A 14,695-nucleotide genomic window follows, 5' to 3' on the forward strand; every position below is an offset into this window, starting at 1 on the left:
GTCAGAATGCTGCGTTGACCGGCGGTCCCGGTGCTGGGTCGACCATCTACGTCAACCGCAGTCCTGCCTCCACAGTCAATAATGCCTCGCATTCACCGGCCAATCTGACGTCTGCTACGGATATCCGACTGTTTTCTGGGGCAAATGGTGCGTGGACGACGAACAGCACCAATGGCGCGGATTGCATGCTGATGGCCGTCTACATCGGCGCGGCGATGACGGACGCAGATCGGAATGCACTCGAAGCCCAGATCTACAACAAGTTCACGGCCATCCTTCTGGCGAACAGCTCTGTTGCCGCTCCGAAGCTTGGGGCCAACGGAGAAGCATTCAATTTCACGACATGGGCGAGCGAGACGGTCGCCGGCGTCAACGGAAAGAGCAATCTTCTTTTCAACGATCCGGTACCGGGCACTAGCTGGGTTGTCGGCTCGTCTCCCAACGGGATAGCCGGTCTTCGGGAAACCACGAACGGCAGCACGACCAATTTCCCGGATTTCGTGGGCAGCAATAATTTCCCGTGGGATAAGCGCACCTTCACCGTCTATTCGGTGTTCACGATGTCCACGGCCCAGATGACGGCTTCCTTCCTGCCGGGGATATTCTCTGTGTGTCAGGGAACGCTCGGGACATCAGCCGGTAGACTTGTCTCGTGGTCGCTGAATAAAGACCACGGCGAAATGAACGCCAATACCGCGGATGTCAGTGGGGCTAACACCGACTATTCCAATCTGATGATCGGGGTGCCAAACAGCGCCACGGCCGGCTCACCTGCCTATTACGGGTTCAGTTCGTTCTTCGGAACGGGCGCTCTCCCGCTCGTCAGCGTCCCGGCGCATGACAACATAGTCGCTCCTTCGTCTCATCCACCGTTCTACACCGACAAGAAGTTCCTTGGCTATCACCAGACGACGGACGGATACACGTTCCCCGGCTCGACGAACACCGCAAACGATCTTGGCAACGTCACGCTGATGATGGTTCTGAAACACACACCGCATCCGAATTACGACTTCTCGAAATCGGACAACGACCCAGCCAATATCCCTTGGCGGAACAAGGCCACGGTGGAAGTTAAGATTGCCTTCGTCGGAGCAGTTGACGGGTTCAACAAGTTCCTCGGTTCTCACTCCACATACTATCAGGCGGCCTCTACAGCGGTCGCCAACAGCGTTTCAGGGTTCGGGCAGGTCGGTGATCAGATCGGCGGTCTCGGCACCTTCGACGGCTGGCAGCACGCCTCTGTGTTCCTCGGTAACCAGTACACCTCCGACGCCCAAGACCAAGCCATGTTCTGGCTTCTCGGCTCTGATCCTTCCAAAGTTTCCTCTCTCCTTTAAGGGAAAATACCCATGGCAAATACGAAATCGACAGTCATCCTGCCGACCGCTGGAACAGGTCTGAACGCTCCTTCTCTCACCATGCTTTGGAACGCAGCGTCGGTCACGGGCTCCATCGCTACCACCGTTCTGACCGTGACTGCGGTCGGGAATGGCGTTGTCGCTCTCGGGCAGGTTCTTTCGGGAACAGGCGTCACGGCTGGCACGACGATTACTGGCTTTGGCACGGGAACGGGCGGCACGGGCACTTACACCGTCTCGACGTCTCAGACTGTCTCCAGCACGACGATCACGCTGAGCGGCACATATCAGCAAGGCATTCAGGCCTCTGTCGCGGAATGGGAGACGGCGCATTTCGGAAGCGCCACGCTTTCCACATCTTTCGTCCAGCTTTCCACCCTCGGGTTGACTACGGACGATGTGATCAAGGGCTTCGAGCTGATCAACACCGATGCTACCAACGATATCCACGTCTCGGCCGTCGCGTCACCCAGCGCTGGCCAGTATGGCGTTATCAAGCCCGGTCAGAAGATGACGGTGAATTCGGTACGCGCCAAAGACCTCTACGTCTCGGCCGCCGCTGGAACGCCGGTCCTGTCATGGAATGGATGTTGATCGAACGCCTCCTTATTCTCGGCTTTTTTATCTCTGCAGCCACGTTCACGGGTTTGATCCTATGGGCGTGGCTTTCCGTTTCTTAGGGCGAAATAATGTATAAATTTGAGGGGCGCGGCGCATGAACGGCCCGGTCACGTGGGAAGTTCTCTCATGGCTCATCGTAGCCATTACGTTCGCAATCGGGCTTTGCTTCGGGGCCTTCTGGAAAATCTGGTCATTGATAGATCAGGTGAGGAAGGAGGCCAACGAGAAAATTGCCGATCTCGATGAAGAGATCAGCGAATCGAAAGAAGCAGTTTCCGAATATAAAACGCATATCGCCGAGACCTATGTGACTAAGGCCGGCATGCAAGAGCAGACATCGCAATTGCTACGTGCCCTTGAGGGAATCGGCAAGCGCATCGATGGTCTGAACGATCGTCTTGATCGCATCTACGACGGTCCGGCGACTACCCGCCGTTCTCGCTCCAACCAAGCTTGAGGACGCGCTATGCACCCCTTATCTGATGAAACATGCCGATTGACTATCGAAGCCGTTGAACGCCTTGGATCAATCGTCGCTGCTGCCAAAGAGTTCGGAATAGCACGCCAGACGATGCAAGACAGACTGCGGGTTGCCAAAGCTAGGTTGGGTGAGAACGGCTCGAAAATGGTCGAGATGCCCGCATTTGTAATTGATGGCGATGATGAGGAAGATATCAACGATCTTCTCAAGCGGTTTCGGAAAAGTCATGATCTGAAAGCCAAGGCGGCGGCAGAACGGAATTGGTTTGAAATCCGGGTGAAGGAAACAAAGCCATATGCCATGCTTTGGTTCGGTGATCCTCATCTCGGCCCGCATTGCCTATGGCCCGTTCTAGAGCGCCATATTGCTATCGCCAGACAGGATGGCGTCTATGGAGCCAATGTGGGCGATACAACGGACTCGTGGCCTTGGACTGGGCGTATGGCGCGTCTATGGGCAGAGAATGACATCTCCCACAAGACAGAGCGCCGGCTTGCCGAATGGTTCATGTTTGGCGCCGGTGTTCATTGGTTGATATGGCTAATCGGGAATCATGACGAATGGAACAATACCGAGTTTTACAAGAAGCTCGGTGCCTACACGGTCCCGGTGATCGACTGGCGAGCCAAATTCACTCTAGTGCATAATAACGGCTCAAAGACGCGCATAGACGCCGCTCATGGTCGTAAGGGGTCATCTATCTACAATCCGACGCATGCGACGCTCAGAGAGGCTAAATTCGGCGAAGAAGCCGCATTGTTTATTACCGGGCATACCCACAATTTCGGTCTGTTTGAGTATGAGATGCCAGAGCGTAAAACGCATACGTGGCTTGCCCAGGTGCGCGGCTTTAAGACATTGGATCATTACGCTTTGGTGAACGGATTCCCCGAGAGCGACAAGGGGCATTCCATAATGAGCATCATCTTTCCGGAGACAGGAAAGGTTCAATGTTTCTCAGACCCGGAAGAGGGGGCGGATTATTTGATATGGCTACGAAGATAACCGGCCCTGAAATCCGCCTTAAAGTCAGAATGGATGGCGATCATCCGATCCATGAACTCTGGGTAGGAGAGACCTGCTACGGCGCAGTCTCTTTCCTCTGGATAGTGGAAGCAATCCTTCAGTTCACCGATGCTCTTCGTTTCCGATGAGGATCGACTCAGACTGCCGACGATGCCACGGCTCGGGCCTTATCCGCCTACCCGATGTTGACCGTTACCGGTTCATCACCTGCGATCATGGCAAGCCCATCGAATCGCCCGAGTTATCCCCAGATGATCAGCTCCCCGCTGATGATGGGATAATCGACAAGCGCCCATCCTAGGCGCTGCGCTCCGCAATGGAGCAACAAATCCCCCCATGCATATCTATGACTGCGCATTGACCCAGATCCGGCATTGGCTGAAGATCAATTAGCATATGTTCATCCTCATGCCCGTTTCGAATGCGTTCATCCTTCGGTCTCCTTGGTGATCAGAACGTCAAGAGAACGTGACTGTGCCGCAAATGTGCCGTTTGTGCCAGCGGGTTCCTGACTCGTTCTTGTTTCAATCCGCATGAATCTGCAAGATATATAAAGAGTGGAAAATCCACTTTTCGTCAAAAAGCCCTTGCAATCAAAGGCGATCCCTCATAGTTAGGCCGCACCGGAGAGGTGGCCGAGTGGTCGAAGGCGCTCCCCTGCTAAGGGAGTATACCAGAGATGGTATCGTGGGTTCGAATCCCATCTTCTCCGCCATCCCGCCGATTCTACGCCATGGCGCGATATTCTACTTAACCGCCGCCGAATGCCGCATCAGCGGAAGCGGGCAAGCATTTCGGTCGTCTTTTCCCACAAGTGTCGCCGTGCTTCCTCGCCATCCGCTGGGGCAACAGGCGTCAGCAGGCGCGCGTTCTTCGCCGAGACATAAGCGCCGGTCTGCTTGCCGAACGCCGGATCGGTAGCCAGCCCTACGATGGCCCCCGCGCCGCGCTTGGGATTGCCGATGCCAAGCCAGTTCAGCACCGTGGCGATCGGGCGAGCGAAGCTCAGTTCACGGCCGAGACCGGTGACGTTGAAGCCCGGACACAGGCAGTTGACGGCGACCCGCGTCCCGTCGAGTTGCCGGGCCAGTTCGAGGGAGAACATGATGTCCAGAAGCTTTGTGCGGCCATAGATCCTCGATGATCCCCGCGCGGTGAAGGGGGCGATGTCGGGCAAGTCCTTTTCGATATCGAGACCGCCACTCTGGCGCGATGCTTCCGAGCCAACGGTGACGATGCGTGATGGCGCAGAATGCGCGAGGGTTTCGCGCAGGGTATCCGTCAGCAACCAGGGGGCGAAATAGTTGACGGCGATCATTTCCGCATAACCGTCCTTGGTGACGCGCTGCTCGAAGGCGTGCAGTCCCGCATTGTTGATGAGCACATCTATGCGCGGATGCTGCGCAGCAATGGCCTTGCCGGTCATCACCACGGCCGCCAGGTCGGAGAAGTCGACGAAATGCACATCGACCGGCGTACCGGGCGCGACTGCCTCGATCGCGGCGCAAGTCTGGTCGGCCTTGGCCTTGCTGCGCGCGGTCAGGATGAGGTGCGCGCCGCGTCGGGCCAGGTCCAAAGCGGCGAGTTGGCCGATGCCGTCGGTGGCGCCGGTGATGAGAATTCTTGGTCGAGCGGACATAGGCACAGCACCATTTGGTTGATATATATCCATCAATCAAATTGGTAGACAAATGTCCACTAAATTTCCTTGTGCGGCCTGTTGGAGGATGGAAATGAGCAAGACGCGTACGGAGCTTGCGACAGAGTTGGGCAGCGAGCTGAACGCCCTGCTCGTGGCTTCCCGCACCGTCATGGCCGCTTCGGCCGCCCGGTTTCATCCTGATCTTCAGCCGGCCGCGTACCAACTTGCCGCCATGCTTGCCAGCCAGGGTCCCACAAAGGCAGGGGGCCTCGCGGACCGGCTCGGTATGGACAAAAGCGCCGTCAGCCGGTTGGCAAAATCCCTTTGCGACAACGGACTTGCGCACGCCTCAACTGATCCAGACGACGGGCGGGCGATCGTCTATAGCCTGACGGACGCGGGCCGTAACGGAATTCAAGCCGCGAGCGCGGTCAAATCCGACGCATTCTTTTCGCGCATGGATGGGTGGAGTGATGCCGAACTCACTCTGTTCATCGGTTTGCTGAGGAAGTTCAATCGAACTTGAAAGACAAATGGCAGCGCGGGCGTTACGAGGCCGAACACCAGATCCGGCCGCCGAACTCCGTTCAGTGGCTGTCGAGTCCGCGCGCAGCGGGGCCTGCTCCTGACGGCGGCCATTTTCTTCACAGGTGGCAAAATGCGGCTTTAGAGGGCTATAGCGTAGATATAGTGCCCATCCTCATCGTTAGTGGCCCGCCATTCCCATCAGATCATCAATGGTTGAGCGCCGACCGTTCCACAAATTCGGAATTTCGATAGATCGGCCAACACGGGTCCGCCTAGCGCTCTGCCGTTTTGGTTACGCCCGTTGCTGCCTGCTCGATTCTTCGACGGATGCCTCGTAACTTGCCATAATGTCGTCATACGGCCGACGTCTGACATCCGATAGCGAATCGTCCGCGACGGAATCATTTGGGCACGTGCATCGATTTGGGACGACCGGAAGGCCGCTTGGCTGCCGCCCACTACCTGCAATCGCAACGGCAAATGTCGTCAATGATCCGCGAAACGTCGCGAAACCCCTCCATCTGCCACGGAATGGCTATTCTTGCGCCCGATTCCATTTCTTCGGCGATATTTGACCCTGTCTCGTAAGTACCCGCAGACTAAGGATTTTCTTAACAAAGTCTAAACCTATATTGCTGCGGGGTTGCCGATTTGTGTCCTTTCGGCAACAGGGCTTAGGGAAGGCTAACGCAAATCCCCCTTTCCGAGTAGATGTCGATTGCGTGACAGAGCGCGTCTTGTATTTTCACTCTCGGAAGCGAGGGCGAGTGATCGTCCACTTCTTGAAACGCGAGGATGGGACAGGGAATACCTTCGGGTAGTTCTCATTCTCGAACAAAACTTTGACTGGAGGTCAATAATGAACATCAAGAGCCTTCTTCTCGGCTCCGCTGCTGCGCTTGCAGCAGTTTCCGGTGCTCACGCAGCCGACGCCGTCGTTGCTGCTGAGCCGGAGCCGCTTGAATACGTCCGTATCTGCGATGCATTCGGTGCTGGCTACTTCTTCATCCCGGGCACGGAAACCTGCCTCAAGATCGGCGGTAAGGTTCGTACCGAAGGTCAGTGGTACGACGCTTACAACCCGAACAATCGCCTGGGTACGCTCTGGCACACCCGCGCTGAGTTGAACGTCAACACCGCGACCGACACCGAATACGGTCCGTTGAAGACTGAAACCATCATTCGTTGGGACTGGAACGACGGCAACACCACCAAGACGAACCTGCTGTGGGCTTACATCAGCCTCGGTGGCTTCACGGTTGGTAAGACGGACTCGCAGTTCAACGTATTCACCGGTTATGCCGGCGACGTCATCAACGACGACGTTGTCTATGACGGTCCGTACGAACTCAACCAGTTGACCTACAACTACGACGCAGGCAACGGCTTCACGGCTGTTATCTCGCTCGAAGATAGCAACTCTGGTACGGGCGCTACCGGTTCTAACGGCGAAGACAGCTCCGACCATTACGCTCCTGACGTTGTCGCCGGTCTCGGCTACAAGGTTGGCAACTTCGGCTTCAAGGTTGTCGGCGGCTATGACTCGATCGTCGAAGAAGGCGCAGTCAAGGCTCGCGTCGATGCTGACTTCGGTGTCTTCTCGGCCTTCTTGATGGGTGGCTACAACACCGACGGCGACAAGCTGAACAAGTACGCTGGTTCGAACGGTGGTGGCGATGCTGCTCCGATCGGCTGGGGCGACTGGGCAGTTTGGGGTGGCGTTGGCGTTCCGGTCAACGAAAAGCTGAAGTGGAACCTCCAGCTCGCCTACACCGACTCGAAGATCTTCGCAGCGACCACGAACCTCAAGTTCAACCCGGTCAAGAACCTGCTCATCGAGCCGGAAATCTCCTACACCAACTGGGATTCGATCAACGAAGACCAGTGGGCTGGTATCCTCCGCTTCGAGCGTAGCTTCTAATCTGATCTGACTTCTGTCACATCTGATTTCTCACTACGGTGAGGAAGAGCCCGGCCTTAAAGGCCGGGCTTTTTCATGCGCGTGAATGAACACAAATCGCCTTTGATATGAAAAGATAAAGACGATTTTTTATTCTATGTTTTTCTAATAAAGTATATAATCATACGTTAGCTGTCCTTTGAAAGTAATTCCAAGTAAAGATCGGCTTCGCGCCCGGCGAGTATGTGACGGTTTTGCGACGTGATTTTTGTGCAACGCACCTTTTGAAACTCCCGTCATAAATGCTGATAGTTTGTAACTGATATTGCTCTGAAAAAAACGATCTGTAGGTTCCAAATCGGAAGCAAGACTTACTTTGTCTTGGTTCTCCCAGATCAGGGGTCAACTTGGAAAAATAGGTGGGGTGGGGCACGTCGTTTTTCGGCGCGATTTCTCATACCTAATTGATATTGGAACTGGAGTTACTATGAACATCAAGAGCCTTCTTCTCGGCTCCGCTGCTGCGCTGGCAGCAGTATCCGGTGCTCATGCGGCCGACGCTATCGTTGCCGCTGAGCCGGAGCCGCTTGAATACGTCCGCATCTGCGACGCCTACGGTGCTGGCTACTTCTTCATCCCAGGCACCGAAACCTGCCTCAAGGTCGGCGGCATGGTCCGTACCGAAGGTGGCTGGTACAACGCTTACAATCCGGGCCCGGGCGGCGATCGCGGCACGTATTGGCATACCCGCGCTCAGCTGAGCATCGATACCGCGAGCGACACCGAATACGGTCCGCTGAAGACCAACACCGTCTATCGTTTCGACTGGAACGACGGCAACTCCACGACCACCAAGCTGCTCTGGGCTAACATCAGCCTCGGCGGTTTCCTGGTCGGTAAGCAGGACTCGCAGTACAACCTGTACACCGGTTACGCCGGCGACGTCATCAACGACGACGTGATCTGGGACGGCCCGTACGAACTCAACCAGTTGACCTACAACTACGATGCAGGCAACGGCTTTACGGCTGTCGTCTCGCTCGAAGACAGCAACTCCGGTGCCGATACGTCTTCCTACGGTGGTGCTTGGGTTCAGTCGAAGGCTGATCACTATGCTCCGAACGCCGTTGCGGGTATTGGCTACAAGGCCGGTATGTTCGGCTTCAAGGTCGTTGGTGGTTATGACTCCATCGTCGAAGAAGGTGCAGTCAAGGCTCGTATCGACGCGAACTTCGGCTTCCTCACAGCCTTCTTGATGGGCGGCTACAACACGGACGGCAGCAAGCTGAACCAGTATGCCGGCTCGAACCTGAACGCATCTGCTTGCCCGGTTGGCCGTGGCGATCTTTGCGGCTGGGGCGATTGGGCGGTTTGGGGCGGCATTGGCGTTCCGATCAACGACAAGCTGAAGTGGAACGTACAGCTCGCCTACACCGACTCGAAGATCTTCGAGGCGACCACGAACCTCAAGTTCAACCCGGTCAAGAACCTGCTCATCGAGCCGGAAGTTACCTACACCAACTTCGATTCTGTGAACCAGGATCAGTGGGCTGGTCTCCTCCGCTTCCAGCGCAGCTTCTAATTCGGTTCGCCGAATCGGATTCGATAAAACTTCTGATCCGACCTCCGATCAGAAAAAACTGGCCCGGTTTTCCCAACCGGGCCTTTCCTTTTGTGTCGTTCTAAGCGGTCGAGGCTGCTGTCAAACCGCCGAGAGAAAAGACCGAATTGCATCCGGAATGTCGCCGAGATGCAAGATAGGGGCGTGCCCTTGCCCGGTCGCGATCCTGATGACTGCCCCCTGGTGGCGGCTCGCCATTTCGGCGGTGGTAGCCGTTGTCAGAAGCTTGGAATTCTCGCCGCGAATCACCATCAGCGGCATGCCTTGGAAGCCTTCGAATTGAGGCCATAGGTCGGGAAACGGTGCCTCGAGATCAAGCGATTGCATCTGTGCCGCGATAGCGGCGTCGTAATCGGCAACGGGCTTGCCATCGCCGAAGACATAGATCGCGCGCGCCATATCCTGCCAGTCTTCGTCGCTAAGCGCGGTAAAGGCGCCGCCATGATTCTCCCGCAGGATATCTACGGCTTCATCCCAATCGGCAGGTTTTCTGTCACTGTTTAGGTAATCGCGAATATCGACCAGCCCGACCTTTTCCAGGACAGGGCCAATATCGTTGAGAATGACCGCTTTCAGGACATCCGGGCGGCTGGCCGCAAGCACATGCAGCACGAGACCGCCGCGCGACGTACCGATGAAGATGGCCTGTGGGATATCAAGGGCCGCACAGACGGCCAGGACGTCCTGGGCTTCGACGGCAAGATTGTAGTGTGATTTGTCTGCATCCCGTTCGGATGAACCGCGTCCGCGAGCGTCGAGCGTGATCACCCTGCGGGGAACCGTGGGGTCACGCGACAAAAGCAGCGCCAATTGGTGGAAGTCCCGGGAATTGCGCGTCAGCCCCGGCAGGCAGACGATGGGCGGCCTTGCCAGAGTTGCCGATTCGCCACCGCTATAGTCCCGGATATAGAGTTGCAGCCCGTCCGGGGCTGCTATCGTTCGAGCTATGAAGCCGCTTTGATCGTCGCTGCGCATGCATCGTGCCTCGTGCTTGGGATATCGCGAGGGATGTAACGTCATTTCCGCAGCATGCACAACCGTGGTTGTGGCTCCGCCTTAGCCGCGACCGCTGACGAGATCGTGCACGATGTCGGTCTTCTGTCCGAGGCGTGCCTTGTAGACCTGATAGTTCTCCATCACCCGTTGGACATAGTTGCGGGTTTCGGGGAAGGGGATGCGTTCGATCCAGTCGATGACATCGTCGAGCGACTTGCCGCGTGGATCGCCATAGCGGCCGATCCATTCCGGAACCTTGTTCGGACCGGCATTGTAGGCGATGAAGGTGAGGATATAGGACCCGCCGAAGGTATCGATCTGCTCGCCGAGATAATGGGCGCCGAGTGTCGCGTTGTAGCCGGCATCCTGCGTCAGTTTGTCGGCGGAATAGGCCATGCCGTGCCGACCGGCGACGGCCTTTGCCGTCTTCGGCAGAAGCTGCAGCAGGCCGCGCGCATTGGCAGAGGAGACGGCTGCTGGATTGAAGGCGCTTTCCTGCCGGGCGATGGCATAGGCAAGCGCCTTGCCGGAGCCGGAGATATTGGCACTGTCCGGAATGACGCCGATCGGGAAGGCCAGCGCTGCCACATCGACGCCGCGGCCATAGGCGATCTTGCCGATCTGCAGTGATAACTGGTGATTGCCGGAACGCTCGGCCTGCGCCGCCAGCATGGCGATCTCGCCCGGGCTCTGCAATTGCTTCGCCAGCGCACGATAGAGCGCCTCGGCGCGCCAGCCATGTCCTGCCGCCTCGAGCCGCGAGATGGCCTGCACGGCCTCGTGTGCCTGGAAGCGCTGTCGATCCTCGGTCGAAGGCGATGGATAAGTGACGTTCAGCATCCGGCGCCCAAGTTTCTCGGCCGCAAGCTGGCCGTAGAACGTGCTCGGATAGGACGCAGCCTTGGCATAGAAATCGCCGGCCTTGCCGGGGCCGCCGCCTTCGGCCGCGCGGCCAAGCCAGTACCAGGCGCGTGACTGCGAGAGCGGCCCGTTGGAAACCTGCAGGATCTTGCGGAAATGCGTTGCCGCGGTCGCGCCGTCCTGCAGACCGCGCAATGCATACCAGCCGGCGTGGAATTCAGCCTCGCCGACATCCTGCGGGCTTTCCGCAACATTGGCGTTGACGACGCTGTAAGCGGCCTTGAACTCACCCTGATCCACCAGGCCGCGGCTGACGATGCGTTGCTCGTTCCACCATTGGCCGGGATCGACGAGCACGCTGCGGTCGCGCGGCATCTGCGCCAGAAGATTGGCGGCATCGTCATATTTGTTCTGGCGGCGGAGGTTTTCGATCCGCATGAAAAGATAGGCCGGGTCCTTGCGCCATTGCGCATCAATGGCTGCAATCAGCCCATCGGCCTTGGCTGAGCGATCATTGACCGCTGCCCAGGCTTTGTAGAGCGATTGGGCGTTCCCGAGATCGCCGAAGCGCTTCGCTTGTGCGGTGCGATCGCGGTAAAGCAGATAGTCCATGCGCGCCTTGTGATCGGCAGGCGACAGCAGGCCGGAGAATTCCGCGAGAATCTTGTCCTCGAAAGGCTTGTCCAACGCTTCGTTACGCCAGATCTTGCGGATCAGCTTGGCAGCTTGTGCCGGGTTGCCGCGCGCCACGAGCGCGCGTGACAGGATCACCGAGCCTTCGACTGTTTCCGGCTGAGTATTGCCGAATGCAGCAAGGATTTGATCTGTCGGCGGATTTTCGGTGTAGAGCGCCCGTTCCGAGTTGCCGCGCAGGCTGCCGAGCCCCGGCCAGCCGACAAGCTCGCGGGCGGCGGCGGCAATCTCGCCGGAGGGAATGCCCGGCTGACCCGACGTGGCGATTGCCCAGGTCAGAATATGGCGGTCGAGCGTGCCTTCGCCCAAGCCGTTGCGAATGGCCAGCGCCTGCATGGGGTTCTTGTTGGAGAGTGCGTCGAGGCCGGCCTTCAGGTCGCCGCTCACGGGTGCAACGGCAGGGCCGCGCGGGATCGAGGCGGTGCTCATCGGATCGGGCATCGCCATGGCCACATCGGCGCCGGCGCGGGTCGAAGTCTGTTCACCGGGAAGCTGCGAGGCAAAAGCGCCCCATGCGACCGCCAAGCCTACAGCGGTCCAGATCGTGACACGTCTCTTCATCCGGCTACTCACAAAACAATCGGGCCCCTTCCATTTGCCAAATGCTATATTAACGAAACCTTACCGGTGGTCCGAATTTCAATCAATTATGATATCGGAAACTGCCCTTCACCATTCAAAGCGCGCTTGTCGCCGTCAAGTCGGCGCTCTATGGTGCGCGGATTCATAACCATGGATTGCGGCTGAAGCATGAAAGCAGTGCCGCTAGGAGACTTGCATGTTCCAGGGGTCCATTCCCGCACTCGTTACGCCCTTTACTGACGCCGGCAAGGTGGATGAGGCTTCCTTCGCCTCTCATGTCGACTGGCAGATAAAAGAGGGTAGCCGCGGCTTGGTGCCCGTGGGCACGACGGGTGAATCGCCGACCCTGTCGCATGAGGAGCACAAGCGCGTCGTCGAGCTCTGCATCGAGGTGGCGAACAAGCGCGTTCCCGTTATGGCGGGTGCCGGCTCGAACAATACGCGCGAAGCGATCGAGCTTGCCCAGCATGCCGAGAAGGTCGGTGCCAACGCGGTTCTCGTCGTCACGCCCTATTACAACAAGCCGACGCAGAAGGGCCTCTATGCTCATTTTGCTGCCGTCGCGGAGGCGGTGAAGCTGCCGATCTACATCTACAATATTCCGGGCCGTTCGGTTGTCGACATGACGCCGGAGACGATGGGCGCGCTCGCCAAGGCCTATGCCAATATCGTCGGGGTGAAGGACGCGACCGGCAAGATCGAGCGTGTCTCCGAGCAGCGCATCACCTGCGGTCGTGATTTCCGCCAGCTTTCCGGCGAGGATGCGACGGCACTCGGCTTCAATGCCCATGGCGGCATCGGATGCATTTCGGTGACGGCCAACGTTGCGCCGCGCCTTTGCGCCGAACTCCAGGCGGCAACGCTTGCCGGCGACTACGCCAAGGCTCTGGAATATCAGGACCGCCTGATGCCGCTGCACAAGGCAATCTTTATTGAACCGGGACTTTGCGGCGCCAAATACGGTCTCTCTCGCCTCGGCCGCATGAGCCGCAACGTCCGCTCGCCGCTGCTCTCGACCTTGGAACCGGGTACGGAGGCGGCAATCGATGCGGCAATGCGCCATGCCGGCCTGCTGAACTGAGCATATAGCAAGCGCATCGCTGAGATCTCCGCCGGGCCGCTCTCTTCACAAGGAGGGCGGTCTCGCTTATTTAAGGTACAGGAACTTGGCGCGCCGACGGCTGCCGCCGGAATGACATAAGAAAAGAAGAAGAAAAATCATGGCCCCCAAAGGCAGCCAACGCGTAGTCAACAAGATCGTGGCGGAAAACCGCAAGGCCCGCTTCAACTACGAGATCATCGATACCTATGAGGCAGGGATCGTGCTGATGGGCACGGAGGTCAAGTCGCTGCGCGAAGGCAAGGCCAACATCGCCGAATCCTACGCTTCGGACGAAGGTGGCGAGATCTGGCTCATCAACTCCTATCTGCCGGAATATCTGCAGGCGAACCGCTTCAATCACGAGCCGCGTCGCCGCCGTAAACTGCTGCTTTCCAGCCGCGAGATCGGCCGGCTGCGCTCCGCCATCAATCGCGAGGGCATGACGCTGGTACCGTTGAAGATCTATTTCAACGACAACGGCCGCGCAAAGCTGGAATTGGCCCTCGCCAAGGGTAAGAAGCTGCACGACAAGCGCGAATCCGAAAAGGAACGCGATTGGAATCGGCAGAAGAGCCGTCTGCTCAAGGACAATCGGTAAGGGCGGTGGCAGGCCAGCGCGGGGCATAGGTCCGGCGCCCCCGACATGTGCCGGCGAAAACCTCGCCGGCTCTATTGTTCGTCTGCATCCGTTTCCGCGTGGCTTACCTCGGCCGAACGCTGAGGGCGCTCCGACGGGTCGCGTCCGATTTCCGCCTTCAAGGACACGAGGTCGATGAAATGATCAGCCTGGCGACGCAGGTCGTCGGCGATCATCGGAGGCTGGGTTGCCATGGTCGAGATGACCGAGACCTTGCGGCCACGGCGCTGCAGCGCTTCCACCAGGGTGGTGAAATCGCCATCTCCGGAAAAGATCACCAGATGATCGACGGTTTCCGATTGCTCCATGGCGTCGATCGCCAACTCGATGTCCATGTTGCCCTTGATCTTGCGGCGTCCCATGGAATCGGTGAATTCCTTGGCCGGCTTGGTGATGACCTTGTAGCCGTTGTAATCAAGCCAATCGATCAGCGGGCGGATCGAGGAGTATTCCTGGTCTTCAATAAGCGCCGTATAATAATAGGCACGCAGCAGGTATCCGCGTTTCTGAAATGCTTTCAGGAGCTTACGATAGTCGATATCGAAGCCGAGGCTCTTCGATGCAGCGTAAAGGTTGGCGCCGTCTATAAAAAGTGCAATTTTTTCGCGTGGGTCAAACATCGCTTACATATCCACTGTTACAAA

General features: G+C 57.7%; 13 protein-coding genes and 1 tRNA gene. 10 read left to right on the forward strand and 4 right to left on the reverse strand.

All coding sequences use genetic code 11. The annotated features are described in order from the left end of the window. The 5 genes from JTP94_RS29660 to JTP94_RS29680 all read left to right on the forward strand — a co-directional run. Positions 1 to 1,340 (forward strand): hypothetical protein (locus tag JTP94_RS29660; RefSeq protein WP_204854006.1); only part of this gene is annotated, 1,340 nt, incomplete at its 5' end. Between the two features lie 12 nt (positions 1,341 to 1,352). Further along, positions 1,353 to 1,955 (forward strand): hypothetical protein, encoded by a 603-nt coding sequence (locus JTP94_RS29665; RefSeq protein ID WP_204852388.1) that lies wholly within the window; start codon positions 1,353 to 1,355, stop codon positions 1,953 to 1,955. A gap of 121 nt (positions 1,956 to 2,076) precedes the next feature. Continuing rightward, entirely contained in the window at positions 2,077 to 2,439 is a 363-nt protein-coding gene (locus tag JTP94_RS29670; RefSeq protein WP_210384319.1) for a hypothetical protein, read from the forward strand. A 39-nt stretch (positions 2,440 to 2,478) separates the two neighbouring features. Further along, positions 2,479 to 3,468, forward strand: a complete 990-nt coding sequence (locus tag JTP94_RS29675; protein ID WP_204854007.1) for a metallophosphoesterase — start codon at positions 2,479 to 2,481, stop codon at positions 3,466 to 3,468. Between the two features lie 646 nt (positions 3,469 to 4,114). Next, positions 4,115 to 4,204 (forward strand) — tRNA-Ser (locus JTP94_RS29680). A gap of 57 nt (positions 4,205 to 4,261) precedes the next feature. Here JTP94_RS29680 and JTP94_RS29685 read toward each other — a convergent pair. Next, positions 4,262 to 5,128: an SDR family NAD(P)-dependent oxidoreductase gene (locus JTP94_RS29685; RefSeq protein ID WP_204854008.1), complete on the reverse strand. Its 867-nt coding sequence runs from the start codon at positions 5,126 to 5,128 to the stop codon at positions 4,262 to 4,264. A gap of 94 nt (positions 5,129 to 5,222) precedes the next feature. Here JTP94_RS29685 and JTP94_RS29690 point away from each other — a divergent pair, with 94 nt between their 5' ends. From JTP94_RS29690 to JTP94_RS29700, 3 genes are all read left to right on the forward strand, one after another. Then, positions 5,223 to 5,657 (forward strand): MarR family winged helix-turn-helix transcriptional regulator, encoded by a 435-nt coding sequence (locus JTP94_RS29690; RefSeq protein ID WP_204854009.1) that lies wholly within the window; start codon positions 5,223 to 5,225, stop codon positions 5,655 to 5,657. A gap of 861 nt (positions 5,658 to 6,518) precedes the next feature. After that, on the forward strand, positions 6,519 to 7,580 hold the full coding sequence (locus JTP94_RS29695; protein WP_204854010.1) for a porin: 1,062 nt from the start codon (positions 6,519 to 6,521) through the stop codon (positions 7,578 to 7,580). A 466-nt stretch (positions 7,581 to 8,046) separates the two neighbouring features. Then, positions 8,047 to 9,141, forward strand: coding sequence for a porin (locus tag JTP94_RS29700; protein ID WP_204854011.1), 1,095 nt, complete (start codon positions 8,047 to 8,049; stop codon positions 9,139 to 9,141). A gap of 120 nt (positions 9,142 to 9,261) precedes the next feature. On the opposite strand, the gene JTP94_RS29705 is transcribed toward JTP94_RS29700, so the two are convergent. Next, a complete protein-coding gene (locus JTP94_RS29705; protein ID WP_204854012.1) occupies positions 9,262 to 10,155 on the reverse strand; it encodes an alpha/beta fold hydrolase in 894 nt (297 codons plus the stop codon). Between the two features lie 81 nt (positions 10,156 to 10,236). Next, positions 10,237 to 12,291 (reverse strand): lytic transglycosylase domain-containing protein, encoded by a 2,055-nt coding sequence (locus JTP94_RS29710; RefSeq protein ID WP_204854013.1) that lies wholly within the window; start codon positions 12,289 to 12,291, stop codon positions 10,237 to 10,239. A gap of 217 nt (positions 12,292 to 12,508) precedes the next feature. On the opposite strand from JTP94_RS29710, the gene dapA reads away from it, so the two are divergent. Further along, positions 12,509 to 13,393: a 4-hydroxy-tetrahydrodipicolinate synthase gene (gene dapA / locus JTP94_RS29715; protein WP_204854014.1), complete on the forward strand. Its 885-nt coding sequence runs from the start codon at positions 12,509 to 12,511 to the stop codon at positions 13,391 to 13,393. Positions 13,394 to 13,532: 139 nt separating this feature from the next. Next, complete coding sequence (gene smpB, locus JTP94_RS29720) at positions 13,533 to 14,012, forward strand: SsrA-binding protein SmpB (protein ID WP_034507847.1); 480 nt, start codon at positions 13,533 to 13,535, stop codon at positions 14,010 to 14,012. Positions 14,013 to 14,083: 71 nt separating this feature from the next. Here the strand turns inward: smpB and JTP94_RS29725 are convergent, their stop codons facing one another. After that, entirely contained in the window at positions 14,084 to 14,671 is a 588-nt protein-coding gene (locus JTP94_RS29725; protein WP_204854015.1) for an NYN domain-containing protein, read from the reverse strand. Positions 14,672 to 14,695: the final 24 nt, after the last annotated feature.

The sequence above is a fragment of the Martinezella lusitana genome, assembly GCF_016901135.1.
Lineage (GTDB): Bacteria > Pseudomonadota > Alphaproteobacteria > Rhizobiales > Rhizobiaceae > Rhizobium > Rhizobium lusitanum_D.